20 protein-coding genes are annotated in these 19,176 nt (G+C 72.3%); 4 read left to right on the plus strand and 16 right to left on the minus strand.

Features of this window, described 5'->3' with window-relative positions; translation table 11 throughout:
* Positions 1 to 431 precede the first annotated feature (431 nt).
* Together B6R96_RS14670 and B6R96_RS14675 are read right to left on the minus strand one after the other, a co-directional pair.
* Entirely contained in the window at positions 432 to 1,319 is an 888-nt protein-coding gene (locus tag B6R96_RS14670) for a polysaccharide deacetylase family protein (RefSeq protein WP_237291425.1), read from the minus strand.
* On the minus strand, positions 1,316 to 2,185 hold the full coding sequence (locus tag B6R96_RS14675) for a polysaccharide deacetylase family protein (protein ID WP_237291426.1): 870 nt from the start codon (positions 2,183 to 2,185) through the stop codon (positions 1,316 to 1,318). Before B6R96_RS14675 ends, B6R96_RS14670 begins: the two co-directional genes overlap by 4 nt.
* Before the next feature lie 195 nt (positions 2,186 to 2,380).
* Here B6R96_RS14675 and B6R96_RS14680 point away from each other — a divergent pair, with 195 nt between their 5' ends.
* Complete coding sequence (locus tag B6R96_RS14680) at positions 2,381 to 3,589, plus strand: class I SAM-dependent methyltransferase (protein ID WP_053171188.1); 1,209 nt, start codon at positions 2,381 to 2,383, stop codon at positions 3,587 to 3,589.
* Positions 3,590 to 3,649: 60 nt separating this feature from the next.
* Here the strand turns inward: B6R96_RS14680 and B6R96_RS14685 are convergent, their stop codons facing one another.
* From B6R96_RS14685 to tsaB, 4 genes are read right to left on the minus strand one after another with little or no spacing between them, the layout of a single operon-like run.
* Positions 3,650 to 3,922: a hypothetical protein gene (locus B6R96_RS14685; protein ID WP_237291427.1), complete on the minus strand. Its 273-nt coding sequence runs from the start codon at positions 3,920 to 3,922 to the stop codon at positions 3,650 to 3,652.
* Complete coding sequence (gene tsaD / locus B6R96_RS14690) at positions 3,919 to 5,016, minus strand: tRNA (adenosine(37)-N6)-threonylcarbamoyltransferase complex transferase subunit TsaD (RefSeq protein WP_081522670.1); 1,098 nt, start codon at positions 5,014 to 5,016, stop codon at positions 3,919 to 3,921. Before tsaD ends, B6R96_RS14685 begins: the two co-directional genes overlap by 4 nt.
* Positions 5,009 to 5,488: a ribosomal protein S18-alanine N-acetyltransferase gene (rimI, locus tag B6R96_RS14695; protein ID WP_037861138.1), complete on the minus strand. Its 480-nt coding sequence runs from the start codon at positions 5,486 to 5,488 to the stop codon at positions 5,009 to 5,011. Before rimI ends, tsaD begins: the two co-directional genes overlap by 8 nt.
* Before the next feature lie 20 nt (positions 5,489 to 5,508).
* Complete coding sequence (tsaB, locus tag B6R96_RS14700; RefSeq protein WP_053705439.1) at positions 5,509 to 6,171, minus strand: tRNA (adenosine(37)-N6)-threonylcarbamoyltransferase complex dimerization subunit type 1 TsaB; 663 nt, start codon at positions 6,169 to 6,171, stop codon at positions 5,509 to 5,511.
* Positions 6,172 to 6,291: 120 nt separating this feature from the next.
* Between tsaB and B6R96_RS14705 the strand changes: the two genes are divergently transcribed.
* Positions 6,292 to 6,846 (plus strand): hypothetical protein, encoded by a 555-nt coding sequence (locus B6R96_RS14705; protein WP_053171196.1) that lies wholly within the window; start codon positions 6,292 to 6,294, stop codon positions 6,844 to 6,846.
* A 67-nt stretch (positions 6,847 to 6,913) separates the two neighbouring features.
* Here the strand turns inward: B6R96_RS14705 and B6R96_RS36810 are convergent, their stop codons facing one another.
* From B6R96_RS36810 to B6R96_RS14740, 8 genes are all read right to left on the minus strand, one after another.
* Complete coding sequence (locus tag B6R96_RS36810) at positions 6,914 to 7,099, minus strand: hypothetical protein (protein WP_107475520.1); 186 nt, start codon at positions 7,097 to 7,099, stop codon at positions 6,914 to 6,916.
* A 116-nt stretch (positions 7,100 to 7,215) separates the two neighbouring features.
* On the minus strand, positions 7,216 to 7,782 hold the full coding sequence (gene tsaE, locus B6R96_RS14710; protein ID WP_053705437.1) for a tRNA (adenosine(37)-N6)-threonylcarbamoyltransferase complex ATPase subunit type 1 TsaE: 567 nt from the start codon (positions 7,780 to 7,782) through the stop codon (positions 7,216 to 7,218).
* The gene (locus B6R96_RS14715) at positions 7,733 to 8,992 is read right to left on the minus strand and encodes an alpha/beta fold hydrolase (RefSeq protein WP_079405840.1); all 1,260 of its coding nucleotides are present in this window, start codon (positions 8,990 to 8,992) and stop codon (positions 7,733 to 7,735) included. The genes tsaE and B6R96_RS14715 overlap by 50 nt, the downstream gene beginning before the upstream one ends.
* Positions 8,937 to 10,073, minus strand: coding sequence for an alanine racemase (alr, locus tag B6R96_RS14720; RefSeq protein ID WP_081522671.1), 1,137 nt, complete (start codon positions 10,071 to 10,073; stop codon positions 8,937 to 8,939). The genes B6R96_RS14715 and alr overlap by 56 nt, the downstream gene beginning before the upstream one ends.
* Positions 10,074 to 10,227: 154 nt before the next feature.
* On the minus strand, positions 10,228 to 11,628 hold the full coding sequence (locus tag B6R96_RS14725; RefSeq protein ID WP_081522672.1) for an NAD(P)H-hydrate epimerase: 1,401 nt from the start codon (positions 11,626 to 11,628) through the stop codon (positions 10,228 to 10,230).
* Between the two features lie 10 nt (positions 11,629 to 11,638).
* Positions 11,639 to 12,007, minus strand: coding sequence for a holo-ACP synthase (locus B6R96_RS14730; protein WP_030388845.1), 369 nt, complete (start codon positions 12,005 to 12,007; stop codon positions 11,639 to 11,641).
* 21 nt (positions 12,008 to 12,028) lie between these two features.
* Entirely contained in the window at positions 12,029 to 13,876 is a 1,848-nt protein-coding gene (gene glmS, locus B6R96_RS14735; RefSeq protein WP_030388846.1) for a glutamine--fructose-6-phosphate transaminase (isomerizing), read from the minus strand.
* Between the two features lie 111 nt (positions 13,877 to 13,987).
* Complete coding sequence (locus B6R96_RS14740; protein WP_081522673.1) at positions 13,988 to 14,758, minus strand: hypothetical protein; 771 nt, start codon at positions 14,756 to 14,758, stop codon at positions 13,988 to 13,990.
* Positions 14,759 to 15,056: 298 nt separating this feature from the next.
* Here B6R96_RS14740 and coaA point away from each other — a divergent pair, with 298 nt between their 5' ends.
* Both coaA and B6R96_RS14750 read left to right on the plus strand, forming a co-directional pair.
* Positions 15,057 to 16,106 (plus strand): type I pantothenate kinase, encoded by a 1,050-nt coding sequence (gene coaA / locus B6R96_RS14745; protein WP_081522674.1) that lies wholly within the window; start codon positions 15,057 to 15,059, stop codon positions 16,104 to 16,106.
* 51 nt (positions 16,107 to 16,157) lie between these two features.
* The gene (locus tag B6R96_RS14750) at positions 16,158 to 17,129 is read left to right on the plus strand and encodes a DUF389 domain-containing protein (protein ID WP_081522675.1); all 972 of its coding nucleotides are present in this window, start codon (positions 16,158 to 16,160) and stop codon (positions 17,127 to 17,129) included.
* 10 nt (positions 17,130 to 17,139) lie between these two features.
* Here the strand turns inward: B6R96_RS14750 and glmM are convergent, their stop codons facing one another.
* Both glmM and rpsI read right to left on the minus strand, forming a co-directional pair.
* Positions 17,140 to 18,498 (minus strand): phosphoglucosamine mutase, encoded by a 1,359-nt coding sequence (gene glmM, locus B6R96_RS14755; RefSeq protein WP_030388850.1) that lies wholly within the window; start codon positions 18,496 to 18,498, stop codon positions 17,140 to 17,142.
* Between the two features lie 135 nt (positions 18,499 to 18,633).
* Positions 18,634 to 19,152 carry a 30S ribosomal protein S9 gene (gene rpsI / locus B6R96_RS14760; protein WP_030388851.1) on the minus strand — a complete coding sequence of 173 codons (519 nt, stop codon included), beginning with the start codon at positions 19,150 to 19,152 and terminating at the stop codon, positions 18,634 to 18,636.
* Between the last annotated feature and the right edge of the window lie 24 nt (positions 19,153 to 19,176).

The following is a 19,176-nucleotide window of genomic DNA, read 5'->3' on the forward strand; positions in this document are numbered from 1 at the left end:
CCGCACCTTCCGAAGCCCGTGATCAGCCCAGGGCAAGCGTCGGAGGCGGTCATGGAGGAGCGCGTAGCGATTGATGGCGGTTTATGTCCAGCCCCGGACGGTCGTCGGACGCTGATACGTGCGAAGCGCGTAGCGATCTGGCGCGCCCCGGGCCCGCTCGCGGTTCTCTGGCGTGCCCGTCCCTGAAAAGAATCCCCCGGCCCGTTCCTTTGGGGGTTTCCCGGCAGTCTTCGTATGTCCGGGGCGGGACGGTCGGTCAAGGGTGGCCGAAGGCCATCGCGAAGCGACGCGACGACGAAGGAGGAGCGCCCTTGAGGGACCGGCCCGACACGGAGAGACGATGAGACTGACGGGAAACCCCCATACGCGTCCCTGACTACCGGTCGAGTGGCTCCCGCCCGCCAACGCCGCCCCAGTGGATCCCGCCCGCCCTACAGGTAGTCCTCCAGGCGGCCTATGCGGTAGCCCTGTTCCTGGATGCGCTGGAGCATGCGGGTCGTCATCTGGGTTTCCGTCGTGCCCTTGAGTTCGCCGGGGCCGCGGAAGTGGGCGAGGACGATGTCGCCCGGTTTGAGGGCGGAGCCCTCGGCGTACTGGAAGTTGTTGATCTGCATCGACACGCGCCACAGGACCAGGGACGAGACTCCGCACTCCGAGGCTGCCCGGAGGGTGTCGTCGTTGTAGTTGCCGAAGGGCGGGCGGAACAGCGGCGGGCGCTGGCCGAAGCGCTTCTCCAGGCGGTCCTGCTGGCCGCATATCTCCTTCTTCTGCCCTTCGAAGGACAGGGTGCGAAGGTTCGGGTGCGACAGCGTGTGGTTGTTTATCGTGCTCGCCGAGCCGTTGTCGCGGAGCTTCTCGAAGTGTCCGTAGTCCGACGAGGCCACGTTGTCCGTGAGGAACATGCTGATCGGCAGCTTGAGGTCGGCCGCCATCTTCAGGAACTCGGGGTCCTTCTCGGCTCCGTCGTCGAAGGTCAGGAAGACGACCTTGTCGTCCGGCGCGACGGGTATTCGGTCTATCACCGGGACCTTGCCCGCGGTCGGCTTCGGGATCTGGGGCTTCCGGGCCGGCTTGGGCGCGTACTGGAGGGGGGCCGTCAGGCCCCACTTCTTGTACGCCTCGTCGGATGCGCCCCCGGGCGCCGGCGTAGCGCCGGACGGGGCCGCGGACGGCGTGGCGCCACCGGCGTCCGGTGTCGCCTCCGCCGTCTTGCGGCCCAGTCGTTCGGTGGTGTCGACGTTGTCCCCGCACCCCGTCAGGGACAGCGCGAGCGCGCCGGCCGCCAGCGTTCCGGCTACCAACCGGCGCGCGTGCTTCACAGATAGTCCTCCAGGCGAGCCACGGCGTATCCCTTGTCCGTGACGGTCTTCATGACATGACGGATCATGTCAGGCATCGTGCCCTTCCAGTCCTCCTTGCCGCGGAAGTGCGTGAGGATGATGTCACCGGGGTGCAGGTCGCGGTCCCACTCCCGGTAGTCCATCCGGTTGGTGAACGCCTCCGCGTTCCACAGCGGGACCGCCTTGATGCCGCAGGACTTCGCCGCGCGCAGCGTGTCCTGGTTGTAGTTGCCGTACGGCGGCCGGAAGAGGGTCGGCCGCTTGCCGAACTGCTTCTGGATGGTGTCCTGCTGGCCGCAGATCTCCTCGCGCTGCTGCTCGTACGACAGGCCCGGCATGTAGCGGTGGTTGAGCGTGTGGTTGTTCAGGGTGACGCCCGCGGCCTGCATCTTCTTGAAGTACGGGTAGTTGTCCCGTACGACGTAGTCGCTGAGGAAGGCCGTGTACGGGATCTTGAGCTCCTGCATCATCTTCAGGAACTCGGGGTCCTTCTCCGAGCCGTCGTCGATCGTCAGGAAGACGACCTTGTCCTCGGTCGGGACGGTGGTGAAGACGTGGGGGTACTCCTCCTGGTCCTCCACCTCGAAGCCGTCGCGCGTGGTGATCTCCGGCTTCTCCTTCGGCGCCGGCGGGGCGGCGAGCGGGGTCTTGCGCAGACCCCACTTCTTCGCCGCGACGACGCGCGCCTGCTGGGCCGCCTTGGCCTTCTCGGCGGCGCTGAGCGCGCCCGCCGCGCCCGCTTCCGCAGCCTTGGCGGCCTTCTCCTTCGCGGCCTTGTCCGGACCGGAGTCCCCGGATCCGCAGGCCGTTCCGAGGGCGGCGACGAGCAGGGCTGCGACGGCCACCCCGAACCGGCCGCGCGGACCCGCCGCGTACCGGTGACCTTGTTGCGACTTATTTCCCTTTTGTCGTACTAGCTGCATAGCTGCGCATCCTGGCACCCGACACACGGGCTCCCGGGAAGACACCGCGAACGCGGTCCCACCTTCCTTCGACTGGCCCACACCGTCCGGGTCCCGCCCGTCGCCGACAATGGAGCCGTGACCCCCGAAGACTTCGCCGCGCTCCTCGCCCCCGAGGGCCGCGCCCTCCTCGACTCGCTCCGCGACTACGACCCCGCCCAGGAGCTGGCCGTCGCCACCCGGCTGCGCCGCGAGCACCCCGCCGGGCTGGTCTCCGCCGCGCTCGGTCAGGCCCGGCTGCGGCAGCGCGCGGTGGCGAAGTTCGGCGCGGAGGACGCCTTCCGGATGTACTTCACGCCCGGCGGCGGCGAGATGGCCACCCGCGCGTCCGTGGCCTCGTACCGGGCCGAACGGCTCGCGGCCCTCGGCGTACGCAGCCTCGCGGACCTGTGCTGCGGGATCGGCGGGGACGCCCTCGCGCTGGCCCGGCTCGGCATCCGGGTGCTCGCGGTGGACCACGACCCCCTCACCGTCGCCGTCGCCCGGGCCAATGCCGAGGCACTGGGGCTGGCGGACCTGATCGAGGTCCGGGAGGCGGACGTGACGGAGGTGGACACCTCCGGCTACGACGCCGTCTTCATCGACCCGGCCCGGCGCGGGGGGCGCGGCCGGATCTTCGACCCCGAGTCGTACTCGCCGCCGCTGTCGTGGGCGGTGGAGACGGCCCGGGCGGCGAAGTACGCCGCCATCAAGATCGCACCGGGGATCCCGCACGAGGCCGTGCCGGCGGAGGCCGAGGCCGAGTGGATCTCCGACCAGGGGGACGTCAAGGAGGCCGTGCTCTGGTTCGGGACCGCGCCGGGAACCGTGCGCGCCACCCTGCTCCCCGGGCCGCGCGGGCTGCACACCGCCGATCCGCTGCCCGACCCGGCGGCCGGGCCGGTCGGCCGCTGGCTCTACGAGCCCGACGGCGCCGTCATCCGCGCCCACCTGGTCGCCGAGGTCGCCGAGCAGCTGGACGGCCGGCTGATCGACCCGACCATCGCCTACGTCACCGCCGACGAGCTGCGCGCGACGCCGTACGCGACGGCGTACGAGATCACCGACGTGCTGCCCTTCGGCCTGAAGAAGCTGAAGGCGCTGCTGCGCGAGCGCGGGGTCGGGATCCTGACCGTGAAGAAGCGCGGCTCGGCGATCGAGCCCGAGGAACTGCGCCGGAAGGTCAAGCCGCAGGGGCCGAACTCGGCGACCGTCTTCCTGACCCGGGTGGCGGGGGCTCCGTCGATGCTGATCGGCGCCCCGGCGGTCCCGCCTGCCGGCCCGCCTGCGGCGACGCTCGACGGTTGAAACGCGGGCCCGGCGCCACCCGGGCCGGGCGGGCGGGCGTCCCCGGGGCGGTGGCTTCGGTCAGGCTTGGTCCACCTGCACCGACTCGAAACGCCAGCGGTGCACCGCACGCGTGATCAGGTCGGCCGCGGGCTCGGGCAGTTCGGGGAGGTCCGCCGCCACGCCCTCGGCGGCCTCCCACCAGGTGATCACGAGGACCCGGTCCTGCGGGGCCCGGAACACCTCGCGGCGCACCGGCTCCCGGGCCAGGACCTGGGCGCGGGCCCACTCCAGCAGTTCGTTGCCCCGGCCGTCGGCGGCCCGGGCCTCCCACATCAGCGCGACGGTGCTCACGAGTACAGGTTGTCCTTGCTCAGTTCGTGCTCGTGCACGTGGTCGTGGGACGTGCCCGGCACGTGCGGGTCCGTCACCGGGAGCGAGGAGTCCGCCGACAGGTCCCAGTCCGAGGCGGGCCGGTTCCGCTTGACCATCTCGGCGCCCAGCGCCGCCACCATCGCGCCGTTGTCCGTGCACAGCTTCGGCCGCGGTACGCGCAGCACGATCCCCGCCGCGTCGCACCGCTCCTGCGCCAGCGAGCGCAGCCGGGAGTTGGCCGCGACGCCGCCGCCGATCATCAGGTGGTCGACGCCCTCGTCCTTGCACGCCCGGATCGCCTTGCGCGTCAGCACGTCCACCACGGCCTCCTGGAAGGACGCGGCCACATCGCGCACCGGGACGTCCTCGCCCGCCTTGCGCTTGGCCTCGATCCAGCGGGCGACGGCCGTCTTCAGTCCGGAGAACGAGAAGTCGTACGCGGCGTCGCGCGGGCCCGTCAGCCCGCGCGGGAAGTTGATCGCCTTCGGGTCGCCCTCGCGCGCGAGCCGGTCGATGACCGGACCGCCGGGGAAGCCCAGCTGGAGCACGCGCGCGATCTTGTCGAAGGCCTCGCCCGCCGCGTCGTCGATGGTCGCGCCGAGCGGCCGTACGTCGGAGGTGATGTCCGGGGCCAGCAGCAGCGAGGAATGGCCGCCGGACACCAGCAGGGCCATCGTGGGCTCCGGCAGCGGGCCGTGCTCCAGCTGGTCGACGCAGATGTGGGAGGCCAGGTGGTTGACCCCGTACAGCGGCTTGCCCAGCGCGTACGCGTAGGCCTTGGCCGCCGAGACGCCCACGAGCAGCGCGCCCGCGAGGCCGGGGCCGGCGGTGACGGCGATGCCGTCGAGGTCGCGGGCGCTGACGCCGGCTTCCTTGAGGGCGCGTTCGATGGTGGGGACCATCGCCTCCAGGTGGGCCCGCGAGGCCACCTCGGGCACGACGCCGCCGAAGCGCGCGTGCTCGTCGACGCTCGACGCGATGGCGTCCGCGAGCAGGGTGGTGCCGCGGACGACGCCGACGCCGGTCTCGTCGCAGGAGGTCTCGATGCCGAGGACGAGCGGTTCGTCAGCCATTGCTCTCACTGCTCTCAGTTCGTGCTTGTGCGGGGTCGGTCAGTCGCATGACGAGCGCGTCGACGTTGCCGGGCTGGTAGTAGCCGCGGCGGAAGCCGATGGGCTCGAAGCCGAAGCGCTCGTAGAGCTTCTGGGCGCGTGTGTTGTCCACCCGTACCTCCAGCAGCACCTCGGCGCATTCGAATGCGGTGGCCGCGCGCAGCAGGTCGGTCAGGAGCCGGGCGCCGAGCCCGGTCCCCCACTGGTCGCGCGCGGCCGCGATGGTCTGTACGTCGGCCAGGTCGCCGGCGGCGGCCAGTCCGGCGTAGCCGACCAGGCGGCCCGTCCCGTCCTCGGCGACGATGTAGCGGCGCGTGGCCTGCGGGCCTCGGGCGTGGGCGAGTTCGGACCAGAACATCCCGGCGGACCAGGCGTCCTCGGGGAACAGCTCGTGCTCCAGTTCCAGCACGGGTCCGATGTCCCACCAGCGCATCTCACGCAGCGTGTGGGACGTCACTGCGGGGTGACCACCTTGTAGTTCTTCGGGACCTGCGCGTCGGGCCGGCGCAGGTAGAGCGGGGTCGGAGGCAGGAACTCCAGGCCGGCCGCCAGTCGTTCCGCGGCCAGCGAGGCCAGTGCGGCGGCGGACTGGTGCTCGGGGCCGCGGGCGTCCCGGAAGACCTCGGGATAGAGGAGTGCGCCCTGGCCGACCGCGGGCATGCCCGCGACCTGCTCGGCGATGTCGGCCGGGCGGTCCACGGCGGGCTCGCCGGCGCGCGTGCGCGGGTCCTCGTACCGGGCCCAGTAGACCTCCTTGCGCCGTGCGTCGGTGGCGACGGTGAAGGGGCCTTCGATGCCGGCGGCCCCGGCGGCGTACGCGAGGCCGTCGAGGGTGCACAGCCCGTGCACGGGCACGCCGAGCACGGCGGCGAAGGTGGAGGCGGTGACGAGGCCCACGCGCAGCCCGGTGTAGGGGCCGGGCCCGACGCCGACGACGACGCCGGTGACGGCTTCGAGCGTGGTGCCGGCCTCGGCGAGGACCTTGTCCACGGAGGGCAGCAGGAGCTCCCCGTGGCGGCGGGCGTCGACCTGGTTCGACTCGGCGACGACGGACTCACCGTCGTGCAGGGCGACGGTGACGGCGGGCGTGGCGGTATCTACGGCGAGCAAGAGCACGCGAACAGCCTACGACTCCGGGGGCCGCGCCCCTTGCGGCCGGTCTGGGAGCAGGGTGGCTGCTACCTTTCGACCGGGGTATCGAACGTGGTACCAGTCGGCGCGGAGAGGTGGAGCAAGGTGGCACGCAGCAGCTCGGGAATCGTGGCCGGGCTCACCGCCGCGGCGGTGGCCGTCGTCGGCTTCCTCGGCTACCAGGCCTCCGCCACGGCGCCCGCGCATCCCCCGAAGGCGGCCGCGCAGGAGCCGGCTCCCGCCGCGAGTCAGGCCGCCAAGCAGGACCCGGCGAAGCCGGTGGCCGTGCCGGAGGGTTCCGGCACCGGGGTGCGGGTGGTGTATTCGGTGGGCCAGAAGCGGGTGTGGCTGGTGGGCGACCCCGCGCAGGAGCCGAAGTCGTTCGCGGTGATGCCGAGCACGGTGCACCCGAAGGCCGGCACCTACCTGGTCGGTTCGCGCTCGGGTTCCGTGACCGGCTCGGACGGGGTGCCGATCGAGCACGTCGTCCGGTTCGCCACCGCGGAGGGCGTGGCGGTCGGTTTCAGTGCCCGGACGGACGGCGCGATGCCGGAGCCCGACCCGAACAAGAAGACCGGCGGTATCCGGATGACCCGTGCCGACGGCGATGCGATGTGGGCTTTCGCGACGATCGCGTCGAAGGTCGTCGTCGTTCCTTGACGGACGGCCCGCCCTTCACCCGACCGGGTGAACGCGGCAGCCTCCCCAAGGTTCCCCCGGGAGCCCTCTAGGCCGCTTCGGACTCCGGAGCGGCCTCTTCGTGTGCGGGGTCGTCCGGCCCGCCGGTGCCCGTGGCGCACTCCCGGGCGGGCGGTGTGGAGACGGCGGTGGCGGCCACGCCGGCGGCGAGGAGCGTCCACATGGAGACGGCGGACGGGCGGGGTTCGCGATGTGCTCCTGCTGGTGCCGACATGGCTGCCCTCCTGGACCCGGGACACCGTACTTAGGCATACCTAAGAAACTCTCGGTACCATGTCACCACGAGCGCTGCCGACAGCGCAATATCTTGCCGACGAGTTGTCGGTACGTTTACTCCGAGAGGGCGCCCGCCAGCGCGTCCAGCCCGGCTCCGGAACCCCAGCGCGCCCCGATCCCGCGCACCGAGACCTCGCGCACGTCGTCCAGGACCTCCTCGTGGCCGACCGCGCGGGCGATGACCACGTGCAGCCGGTCGTCGGAGAGCTCCTCCACCTTGCCGTCGCCCCATTCCACGACGACCACGGACTCGGGCAGCGAGACGTCGAGGTCGAGGTCCTCCATCTCCTCCAGCCCGCCGCCCAGCCGGTACGCGTCCACGTGCACCAGCGCCGGTCCACCGGTCAGCGAGGGGTGCACGCGGGCGATGACGAAGGTCGGCGAGGTAACGGCCCCGCGCACGCCCAGGCCCTCGCCGAGGCCGCGGGTGAGCGTGGTCTTGCCCGCGCCCAGCTCGCCGGTCAGCAGGACGAGGTCGCCGGGGCGCAGCAGGGCGGCGATCCTGCGGCCCAACTCCTGCATCGCGTCCGGGGAATCGACGGTGATCCGGGTCTGCGAGCCGGCCGCGGCCTCAGCTGCCGGCGCCTGGCTGCGCTGTGCTTCCAGCGGTACTTCTTCCATGCCCGCCAACGTTAGTCGCTGCGGGGACCGCCACCGCCCCGGTGCGCGCCAGCAGCTCGGTGAGCAGCCGCGTCACGGTTTCCGGGCGTTCCAGCATCATCAGGTGCCCGGTGGACTCCAGGACCACGAGGTCGGCGCCGGGCAGCGCCTCCTTGATGGCGACGCTGTGCGCGGGCGGGGTGATCATGTCCCGGTCCCCGGCGATGACGGTGACCGGCAGGTCCGCGAACTGCTGGAGCGCGCCGGACTTGTCGTGGGTCTGGAAGGCCGGGTAGAACTCGGCGACCACGTCGATGGGCGTGGCCTCGATCAGCCGCTCGGCGAACCGCGCGACGCCCGGATCCACGTCCCGGGAGCCGAACGAGTACATCTTGATCATGCCGGCGAAGAGGTCGGCGGTGGCCCGGCGGCCCTTCTCCACCAGCTCCACCTGGGAGCCGAGCGCCTTGAGCACGCCCGGCAGGATCCGGCGCACCGCGCCCATGCCGACCGCGGGCAGCCCGTACGTCACCTCGTCGAGGCGGCCGCTGGAGGTGCCGACCAGGGCCACGCCGACGACGCGGTCGCGCACGAGCTCGGGGTACTGCTCGGCGAATCCCATGATGGTCATTCCGCCCATCGAGTGACCCACCAGGATCAGCGGCCCCTCGGGGGCGGCGGCGTCGATGACGGTCTTCAGGTCCCGGCCGAGCTGGTCGATGCCCAGCGGCTCGCCGTCCGCCTGGGCGAGGCCGCGGGCGCTGCGCCCGTGGCTGCGCTGGTCCCAGTAGACCGCGCGGACCACACCGCGCAGGGCGGCGCGCTGGAAGTGCCAGGAGTCCTGGGCGAGGCAGTAGCCGTGGCAGAAGATGACGGTGGCGGGGGGCTCGGGCTTGCGCCGCAGCCGGCGCCGCTTGCCGTCGTCGGGGAGCTCGTCGACCTCGTAGTAGAGCTCGGTGGCGTCCTCGGCCCGGCAGATTCCCTGGGTGCCGCGCAGGGAGCCGTAGTCCCCGGCCGCGTCGAGTGCCAGGCGCGCCTTCATGCGCATGCCGCGCCCCACGGTGATCCGTTCGACCGCGACACCGGCCGCCGCACCCGCGGCTATCACGCCGATCGCGGCGCCGGCCCAGCCGGCCTTGCGCCAGTTCTCGCTCACGCCGCCGCCCTCACTCCGCTCAGCCGCCCAGGTACACCCGGGGCACACGTCCACCGATACGGGTGACGATCTCATACGCGATCGTGTGCGCCGCCCTGGCCCAGTCCTCGGCGGTGGGTTCACCGCGCTCCGCGTCCCCGAAGATGACGGCCTCGTCACCTGCGCGGGCGTGGTCTCCGTCCAAGTCGACCACGAACTGGTCCATCGCGATGCGTCCGGCGACGTGGCGGATCTTGCCGGCGACGAGCACGGGGCCGAGGCCGGAGGCCTGCCGCGGGATGCCGTCGGCGTAGCCCGCCGGGATCAGCGCGAGGTTCGCCGCGGCGTCGGTGACGTAGTGGTGGCCGTAGCTCACGCCGTGCCCGGCGGGGACCGTCTTGACCAGGGCGAGGGAGGCCTTGAGGGTCATCGCCGGCCGCAGACCCAGCTGGGCCGGGGTGCCGAGCTCGGGTGCGGGCGAGACGCCGTAGACGGCCAGCCCGCAGCGCACCAGGTCGAAGTGGGACTCGGGCAGGGTGAGGGTGGCCGGCGAGTTGGCGATGTGCCGGACCTCGGGCTCGATGCCCTCCTTCTCGGCGTACGCCAGCATGTCGCGGAAGGCGGCCAGCTGGAGCTGGATGGAGGGGTGCCCGGGCTCGTCGGCGCAGGCGAGGTGCGACCAGACGCCGGTGACCCGGACGGTGCCCTCGGCCTGGGCGGCGACGGCCGCGCCGACGAGGGCCTCCCAGTCGGCGGGCTGGCAGCCGTTGCGGCCGAGGCCGGTGTCGGCCTTGAGCTGGATGCGCGCGGTGCGGCCGGCCGCGCGGGCGGCCTCGCGCACCTCGTCGAGGGCCCACATGGCGCTGACGGAGACGTCCAGGTCGGCCTCGACGGCCTCCCGCCAGGGCCCGCCGGGGGTCCAGAGCCAGCACATGAGGCGGCCCTCGATGCCGGCGGCGCGCAGGGCCAGGGCCTCGTCGGGGGTGGCCGTACCGAGCCAGGTGGCACCGGCCTGCCGGGCGGCTCTGGCGCACTCGATGGCGCCGTGCCCGTAGGCATTCGCCTTGACCACGGCCATCAACTCGGCCCGGGGCGCCCGCTCGCGCAGTGCGCGCACGTTCTCCCGTACAGCGTCAAGATCGATCTCGGCGTACACGCGCGTCGCTGTCTCGTTCATCGCCCCCAGTCTCTCAGAATCCCCGCCCGGCCCTGCGGGGGCCGGGCCAAGTGGCCATCGCGTCTCCGCTTCGTTCCGCGGGAGGGCGCGGCGGGTGGGTGCGGGCGGGCGGGTGCGGTCGCCGCCGCGCGGGCCCCTCCCCGCGCCGCCCGCCTCAGGGGTGGCGGGTGTCGCGCCAGGCCGCCGGGAGGGCTTCGGCCACCTGGTGGGCCAGGAGGGGGCCCCCGACCCGGCGGGCCGCCAGGCCGTGGAGGTACGCGCCCACCGCGCCCGCGTCCGCACCGGACAGGCCGCCCGCCAGCAGGGACCCGGCCAGCCCGGAGAGCACGTCGCCGCTGCCGGCGGTGGCCAGCCACGGGGTGCCCGTCGGGTTCACCCGGACGGCGCCGGCGCCGGAGGCGACCAGGGTCGTCGAGCCCTTCAGCAGCACCGACGCCCCGTACTGCTGCGCCAGCACCCGTACGGCATCCAGCCGGCCCGCCTCCACCGACTCCCGCGACACCCCGAGCAGCGCCGCCGCCTCCCCCGCGTGCGGGGTCAGCAGCGTGGGGGCGCTCCGGGCCCGCAGCGCCGCCGGGTCCAGCCCGCGCAGCCCGTCCGCGTCGACCAGCACCGCCGCGTCCCCGGCCAGCAGCTCCGCCACCTCCCCGGCACGCCCCTCGCCCAGCCCCGGGCCGACCACCCAGGCCTGCACCCGGCCGGGCCCGATCAGCGTCTCCGGGTAGCGGGCGAGGACCGCGTCCGCCGCCGGCCCCACGTACCGCACCGCGCCCGCACCGCCGCGCAGTGCTCCCGCCACGGCCAGCACGGCCGCACCGGGGTACTGCGCGGACCCGGCGACGATCCCGACCACGCCCCGCCGGTACTTGTCGCTCGACGCCGTCGGCTCCGGGAGCAGCCCCGCGACGTCCGCGTGCTGCAGGGCCTCCACCTCCGGGGGCGGCAGTTCCAGCCCGATGTCCACGAGGTGCACCGCGCCCGCCCGGGAGGCCCCGGGGTCGATCAGCAGGCCGGGTTTGTACGCCCCGAAGGCCACCGTCACGTCGGCCGCGACGGCCGGGCCCGCCACTTCCCCGGTGTCCGCGTCCACGCCGCTCGGCAGGTCCACCGCGACCACGGGGGCCCCCGGCGGGATCCGCTCCACCAGGTCGGCGGCCGCCGGGCGCAGTCCGCCCCTGCCGCCGATCCCGAGCAGCCCGTCCAGTACGAGGTCCGCCCGCTGGGGTACGGCCTGTGCCACCCGTCCCCCGGCGGCCAGCAGCGCGGCCAGGGCGGCCGGGTGCATCCGCTCGGGGTCCATCGGCACCGCGGTGACCCCGGCGCCGCGCCGGGCCAGCCGGGCGCCCGCGTACAGGGCGTCGCCGCCGTTGTCGCCGGGGCCGACGAGCAGCACGACCCGCGCCCCGTACACGCCGCCGCGCCTTCGTCGCAGGAGCCCCGCGCAGGCGGCGGCCAGTCCGGCCGCCGCCCGTTGCATCAGGGCGCCCTCGGGCAGCCGCGCCATCAGCTCGCGCTCGGCGCCCCGTACGGTCTCCACGCTGTAAGCAGTGCGCACGGACTGCCCCCTACCCTTCTGCGATCACCACGGCCGAGGCGACCCCGGCGTCGTGGCTGAGCGAGATGTGCCAGGACTTCACGCCGAGGGCCCGCGCCCGCGCCTCCACCGTCCCGCAGACGCGCAGCCGGGGCCGCCCGCTCTCCTCGACGTACACCTCGGCGTCGGTCCACAGCAGGCCGGCGGGCGCACCGAGGGCCTTGGCCAGGGCTTCTTTGGCGGCGAACCGCGCGGCGAGCGAGGCGGTTCCGCGCCGCTCGCCGCTCGGCAGCGTCAACTCGGCGTCGACGAAGAGCCGTCCGGCCAGGTTCGGCGTGCGCTCCAGCGCCGCGCCGAACCGATCGATCTCCGCGACGTCGATCCCCACACCGATAATCACCCAGGCCGCCCTACTGCTCCGCTACTCCACGGTCACCGACTTGGCGAGGTTACGCGGCTGGTCGACCTCGTTGCCGCGCGCCGTCGCCAGCTCGCACGCGAACACCTGGAGGGGGACGGTCGCCACCAGCGGCTGGAGCAGCGTCGGCGTGGCCGGGATCCGGATCAGGTGGTCGGCGTAGGGGACGACCGTCTCGTCGCCCTCCTCCGCGATCACGATGGTCCGCGCCCCGCGGGCCCTGATCTCCTGGATGTTCGACACGATCTTGTCGTGGAGCACCGACCGGCCGCGCGGCGACGGGACGACGACGACCACCGGCAGGTCCTTCTCGATGAGCGCGATCGGCCCGTGCTTGAGCTCGCCCGCCGCGAAGCCCTCGGCGTGCATGTACGCCAGCTCCTTGAGCTTGAGCGCGCCCTCCAGCGCCACCGGGTAGCCGACGTGGCGGCCGAGGAAGAGCACGGTGTTCTTGTCGGCGAGGGAGCGCGCGAGTTGCCGTACCGGCTCCATGGTCTCCAGTACGGTGTCGACCGCCGCGGCGATGTCCGACAGCTCGCGGATCACGGCCTCGATCTCGTCGCCCCACTTGGTGCCGCGGACCTGGCCGAGGTAGAGGGCGACCAGGTAGCAGGCCACCAGTTGCGTCAGGAAGGCCTTGGTCGAGGCGACGGCCACCTCGGGGCCGGCGTGCGTGTAGAGCACGGCGTCCGATTCGCGCGGGATCGTCGACCCGTTCGTGTTGCAGATGGCCAGCACCTTGGCGCCCTGTTCGCGCGCGTGCCGCAGCGCCATCAGGGTGTCCATGGTCTCGCCGGACTGGGAGATCGCGACGACGAGCGTGCGCTGGTCCAGGATCGGGTCGCGGTAGCGGAACTCGCTCGCGAGTTCCGTCTCGCACGGGATGCGGGTCCAGTGCTCGATGGCCAGCTTCGCGATCATGCCCGCGTGGTAGGCCGTACCGCAGGCCACGATCACGACCTTGTCGACCTCGCGGAGCACCGAGACGGGGATGCGCACCTCGTCCAGGGTCAGGGAGCCGCTCGCGTCGATCCTGCCCAGGAGGGTGTCGGCGACGGCCTTCGGCTGCTCGGCGATCTCCTTGAGCATGAAGTAGTCGTAGCCCCCCTTCTCGGCCGCCGAGGCGTCCCAGTCCACGTGGTACGCCCGCACGGTCGCGGCCGTGCCGTCGAAGTTGGTCACCGTGACCCCCTCGCGGCGCAGCTCGACGACCTGGTCCTGGCCCAGCTCGATCGCGGAGCGGGTGTGGGCGATGAATGCGGCCACGTCCGAGGCGAGGAAGTTCTCGCCCTCTCCGACGCCCACCACCAGGGGCGAGTTCCGGCGCGCGCCGACCACCACGTCCGGCTCGTCGGCGTGCACCGCGACCAGCGTGAACGCACCTTCCAGGCGCCGGCAGACCTGCCGCATGGCCTCCGCGAGGTCGCCGGTCGCCGAGAACTGCTCCGCCAGCAGGTGCGCGACGACCTCGGTGTCCGTCTCGGACTCCAGCCGGTGCCCGCGCTCGGCCAGTTCGGCCCGCAGCGCGGCGAAGTTCTCGATGATGCCGTTGTGTACGACGGCCACGCGCCCCGAATTGTCGAGGTGCGGGTGGGCGTTGGCGTCGGTGGGCCCGCCGTGGGTCGCCCACCGGGTGTGCCCCAGCCCCGTGGAGCCGGCCGGCAGCGGGTGCCCGACCAGCTCCTTCTCCAGATTGACGAGTTTGCCGGCCTTCTTGGCGGCCGCGAGGCTGCCGTCCGCGAGCACGGCGACCCCGGCCGAGTCGTAGCCGCGGTACTCCAGCCGCTTGAGTCCGGCAATGACCACATCGAGCGCCGACTGCGCTCCCACGTAACCCACAATTCCGCACATACGGCGCAGCGTACGCCGTGGTCGGCCGTCTGCCCCGTAGCCGAACAAGACGAAAACCCCGCCCCGGCGAATGCGCCGGAGCGGGGTTGACGGCCTGTTCGGCGGCCGGACTCAGCCGAGCTTCTTGACCTGGGCGTCGATCACGGTCTTGGGCTGCTCCGCCGTCACGCCGAAGGCGTAGAAGGTGGCCAGCGCGTTGCCCTTGCGCACGACGACGAAGTGGTTGGCGGACTTCTCGCCGTCGTCCAGGTCCATGGTCAGGGTGAAGGCCGCGGCCTCGTCCCCGGCGGTGACGGCGGCACCCGGCTTGACGTCGAGGTACTTCACCTTCTCGCCGCTCTCGGTGACCGTGTAGCCGCCGGAGCAGGCCGCGGCAGCGGTCTTGAGGGCGGCGAACGCCTCCTCGGCGCCCTTCGCGTCGTACGAGCCGACGCTGACCAGCGTCTGGGTGGCGCCGAGCGCCTCCAGGCCCGCCTTCAGCTTGTCCTCGGGCGAGGCGTCGGCGGCCGCCTCCTTCGGCTTGGCCTTGGTGGCCGTGCGGCCGATACCGGTCGCGGTGCCCACCTTCTGGCCCGACTGGGCCTGCATCAGCGGCTTGCACTCGGCCTTGTCGACCGTGGCCCCGGCCGATTCGGTGGCGGCCTTCGCCGCGCCCTCGGCGGAGACGATCTGGTCCGGCAGATCGGCCTGGGTGACGACCAGGGCCGTGGCCTCGGCGTCCGTCTTGCCCTTGGCCGCGGCCGGGGCCGGCGAGGAGGCGGGGGCCGACGGCTTGGCGTCCGCCTTGGTGTCGGCCTTGTCGGAGCCGCAGGCGGTGGCCAGCAGGGCCAGGGAGACCGCGGAGGCGGCCAGGACGGTACGACGGACAAGAGCGTTGCGCACGAAAAAACTCCCCCATGGAAAAGACAGGTACAGGGCAGCCCGAACCGCGCCCCTCGGAGCGGGGCGTGGAGATGACTGCGGTGATCAACAATGTACGGGGCGATGGATCACCGGGGCGCCACGGACGGCGATCGCGGCCAATCGTGACCCGGGCGAGACACCAAGAATTTCCAATCGAAACCACCGGCCGTGCAACCCTCCCGGTTCCGGCCGGGCCCCGACCGTCACGCGCCTCTCCCGTTGCACACGTGACCGACCACACCACCCACAACCGCCCCGGAGCCCCGACAATGGCGGTGTGATCACTTCGCCGCCACGAAGCAGCACGCCGGACGACGCAACGGAGCGCACCGGGCGGGACGGGCACCCCACGCGCCCCGCACACCGCCGCGGCCCCGACGCCTCGCCGTACGTCGACCTCACCCGCGCCGAGTGGAGCGCGCTGCGGGAGCGGACCCCGCTGCCGCTGACCGCCGAGGAGGTGGAGCAGCTCCGGGGCCTCGGCGACGTCATCGACCTCGACGAGGTCCGCGACGTCTACCTGCCGCTGTCCCGGCTCCTGAACCTCTACGTGGGCGCCACCAGCAACCTCCGCGGCACCCTCAACACCTTCCTCGGCGACGCGGGCAACGGGCACGGCGCCCAGCAGGGCACCCCCTTCGTCATAGGGGTCGCCGGCTCGGTCGCCGTGGGCAAGTCCACCGTAGCCCGCCTGCTCCAGGCCCTGCTCGCCCGCTGGCCCGAGCACCCGCGCGTGGAGCTGGTGACCACCGACGGGTTCCTGTACCCGATGAAGGAGCTCCAGCGGCGCGGGCTCACCTCCCGCAAGGGCTTCCCGGAGTCCTACGACCGGCGCGCGCTCACCCGCTTCGTCGCCGACATCAAGGCCGGCAAGGACGAGGTACGGGCCCCGGTCTACTCACACCTGATCTACGACATCGTGCCCGGCGAGGAGCTCGTCGTGCGCCGCCCGGACATCCTGATCGTCGAGGGCCTCAACGTGCTCCAGCCGGCCCTGCCCGGCACCGACGGCCGCACCCGCGTCGCCCTCGCCGACTACTTCGACTTCAGCGTGTACGTGGACGCGCGTGCCGAGGACATCGAGCGCTGGTACCTGGGCCGCTTCCGGAAGCTGCGCGCAACCGCCTTCCAGAACCCCTTCTCCTACTTCCGCAAGTACACCCAGGTCTCCGAGGAGGAGGCCATGGAGTACGCGCAGACGATGTGGCGGACGATCAACCGGCCCAATCTGCTGGAGAACGTGGCACCCACCCGCGGCCGGGCCACCCTCGTCGTCCGCAAGGGGCCGGACCACAAGGTGCAGAAGCTGAGCCTCCGCAAGCTCTAGGCCGTCCCCTCCGGAGAGACGGGCCCGGCCGCCAGTGGCTAGGGTGCGGGGATGCTGCATCTGCGGATGATCACCCCGCACCACCTCACCGAGCGGGTGGTGGCGCTGATCGACGGAACGGTCGGAACCACCCACCTGGTCGTGCTGCCGGGCGCCGCCCGCGACCCCGAGGGCGACCTCGTCCTGTGCGACGTCGCCCGCGAGGCGGCGGACGAACTGCTCCAGGAGATGCGCGCGCTCGGCATCGGCGAAAGCGGTTCGATCGCCGTCGAGAACATCGACCTGTCGATCTCCAGGCGCGCCGACGACGCCGAGGAGGAGGCGCCCGGCGAGGCCGCCGACGCGGTGGTCTGGGAGCAGCTCGCCGAATCGACGCACGAGGAGTCGACCCTCACGATCACCTACGCCGCATTCATGGTCATCGCGACGATGATCGCGGCCTGCGGTGTGGTCCTGGACAACGCGATCCTGATCGTGGGCGCCATGGCGGTGGGCCCGGAGTTCGGCCCGCTCGCCGGCGTCTGCACCGGTCTGGTGCAGCGCCGGTACAAGTTCGCCCTGCGCTCGCTCATCGCCCTGGCCGTCGGTTTCACCGTGGCGATCGCGGCGACGACGCTCTTCAGCCTGGTGATGACCGCGTTCGGCCTGTTCCAGGAGGGGATGCTCGAGAACCCCCGGCCGAACACCAGCTTCATCTGGCAGCCGGACCCGTTCTCCTTCGTCGTCGCGCTGCTCGCCGGGGTCGCCGGCATGCTGTCGCTGACCTCGGCGAAGGCCGGCGCCCTGGTGGGCGTGGCGATCTCCGTCACCACCGTCCCGGCGGGTGCCAACGCCGCGGTGGCCCTCAGCTACGGCGACTTCGCGCAGATGTGGGGATCGGGCATCCAGCTGGCCGTGAACCTGGGCGGCATCATCCTCGCCGGAACGCTCACCCTCCTGTGCTGGAAACTGCTGTGGCGCACCCAGGAGAGCCGGATGATCCGGAAACCGGGTGCGCCACGGAGGCCTGGCAGCGGCTTTTAGGGCCTGAGGTCTAGCCGAGCGCGGACTTCACGACGTCCGCGAGCCGGCCGGCGACCGCGCGGGCCTGCTCGATGTCCGCGGCCTCGACCATCACCCGTACGAGCGGCTCCGTACCGGAGGGACGCAGCAGCACCCGTCCGGTGGTGCCGAGCTCGCGCTCGGCGTCGGCCACGGCCGCGGCGAGCTCGGCGGAGGTGGTCACGCGGGACTTGTCCACGTCGGGAACGTTGATCAGCACCTGCGGCAGTCGCTGCATGACGCCCGCGAGCTCGGCGAGGGACTTGCCGGTGGCCGCGACGCGCGCGGCGAGCAGCAGGCCGGTCAGCGTGCCGTCGCCGGTGGTCGCGTGGTCGAGGATGATCACGTGGCCGGACTGCTCGCCGCCGAGCGCGTAGCCGTGCTCCTTCATCGACTCCAGCACGTACCGGTCACCGACCCCGGTCTGCACGACCTGGATGCCCTCGGCCTCCATGGCCAGCTTGAAGCCCAGGTTGGACATCACGGTGCCGACCACGGTGTTCTCGCGCAGCTGGCCGGCCTCGCGCATGGCCAGCGCCAGCACCGCGAGGATCTGGTCGCCGTCGACCTCCGCGCCGGAGCCGTCCACGGCCAGGCAGCGGTCCGCGTCGCCGTCGTGCGCGATGCCGAAGTCGGCGCCGTGCTCGACCACGGCGGCCTTGAGCAGACCGAGGTGGGTGGAGCCGCAACCGTCGTTGATGTTGAGGCCGTTGGGCTCGGCGCCGATCGTGATGATCTCCGCGCCGGCCCGGGCGAAGGCCTCGGGCGAGACGTACGCGGCCGCGCCGTGCGCCTCGTCGAGGACGACCTTCAGGCCTTCGAGGCGGTTGGGGAGGACCCCGATGAGGTGGGCGACGTACTTGTCGAAGCCCTCGGTGTAGTCGGACACGCGGCCCACGCCGGAGCCGGTGGGCCGGTCCCAGGGGGCGCCGGTGCGGTGCTGCTCGTAGGTCGACTCGATGCGGTCCTCCAGCTCGTCGGCCAGCTTGTGGCCGCCGCGCGCGAAGAACTTGATGCCGTTGTCGGGCATGGCGTTGTGGCTGGCGGAGAGCATCACGCCGAGGTCGGCGCCCAGCGCACCGGTGAGATACGCCACCGCCGGGGTGGGCAGCACACCGACGCGCAGGACGTCCACGCCCGCGCTCGCGAGGCCCGCCACGACCGCGGCCTCCAGGAATTCGCCGGAGGCACGGGGGTCCCGGCCGACCACGGCGGTGGCCCGGTGGCCCTCGAAGGTGCCCGCCTCGGCGAGTACGTGGGCAGCCGCCACGGAGAGGCCGAGCGCGAGCTCCGCCGTCAGATCCGCGTTGGCAACGCCGCGTACACCGTCCGTCCCGAAGAGTCGTCCCACTGTTGTCCTCCCGAGTTTCCGCTTCGCGTATGACCGCTTGTGACAGGTATTTGCCGCTTGTGGCGGTAAACGAACCGCCCCGGCAGCACAGAGAGTGCTGCCGGGGCGGTTTCGTTGCAGAACAGCAGGCGCAGATTAACGCTTGCTGTACTGCGGAGCCTTACGGGCCTTCTTGAGACCGGCCTTCTTGCGCTCGACCGCACGGTCGTCGCGGGAAAGGAAGCCGGCCTTCTTCAGCGCCGGGCGGTTGTTGTCCACGTCCGCCTCGTTCAGCGCACGGGCCACACCCAGGCGCAGGGCGCCGGCCTGGCCGGAGACGCCGCCACCCGAGATGCGGGCGATGACGTCGTAGCGGCCGTCAAGCTCGAGGAGCTTGAAGGGCTCGTTGACTTCCTGCTGGTGCACCTTGTTGGGGAAGTAGTCCTCAAGGGTGCGACCGTTGATCTTCCACTTGCCGGTGCCCGGAACGATCCGGACGCGGGCGATGGCGTTCTTGCGACGGCCCAGGCCGGCGGCCGGCTGGGGGTCGCCGAAGCGGCCGGCAAGGGACTCGGAGGTGTAGTCGCCCTCGACGACGACCTCAGACTCGCTGGTGTACTCCTCGACGTTGCCCTCGAACTCTTCGACGGTCGTCTCGGCGGTGGTCTCGGCCACGATGCTCCTCAGAATTTTCTACGT

The organism is Streptomyces sp. Sge12, assembly GCF_002080455.1.
GTDB lineage: Bacteria > Actinomycetota > Actinomycetes > Streptomycetales > Streptomycetaceae > Streptomyces.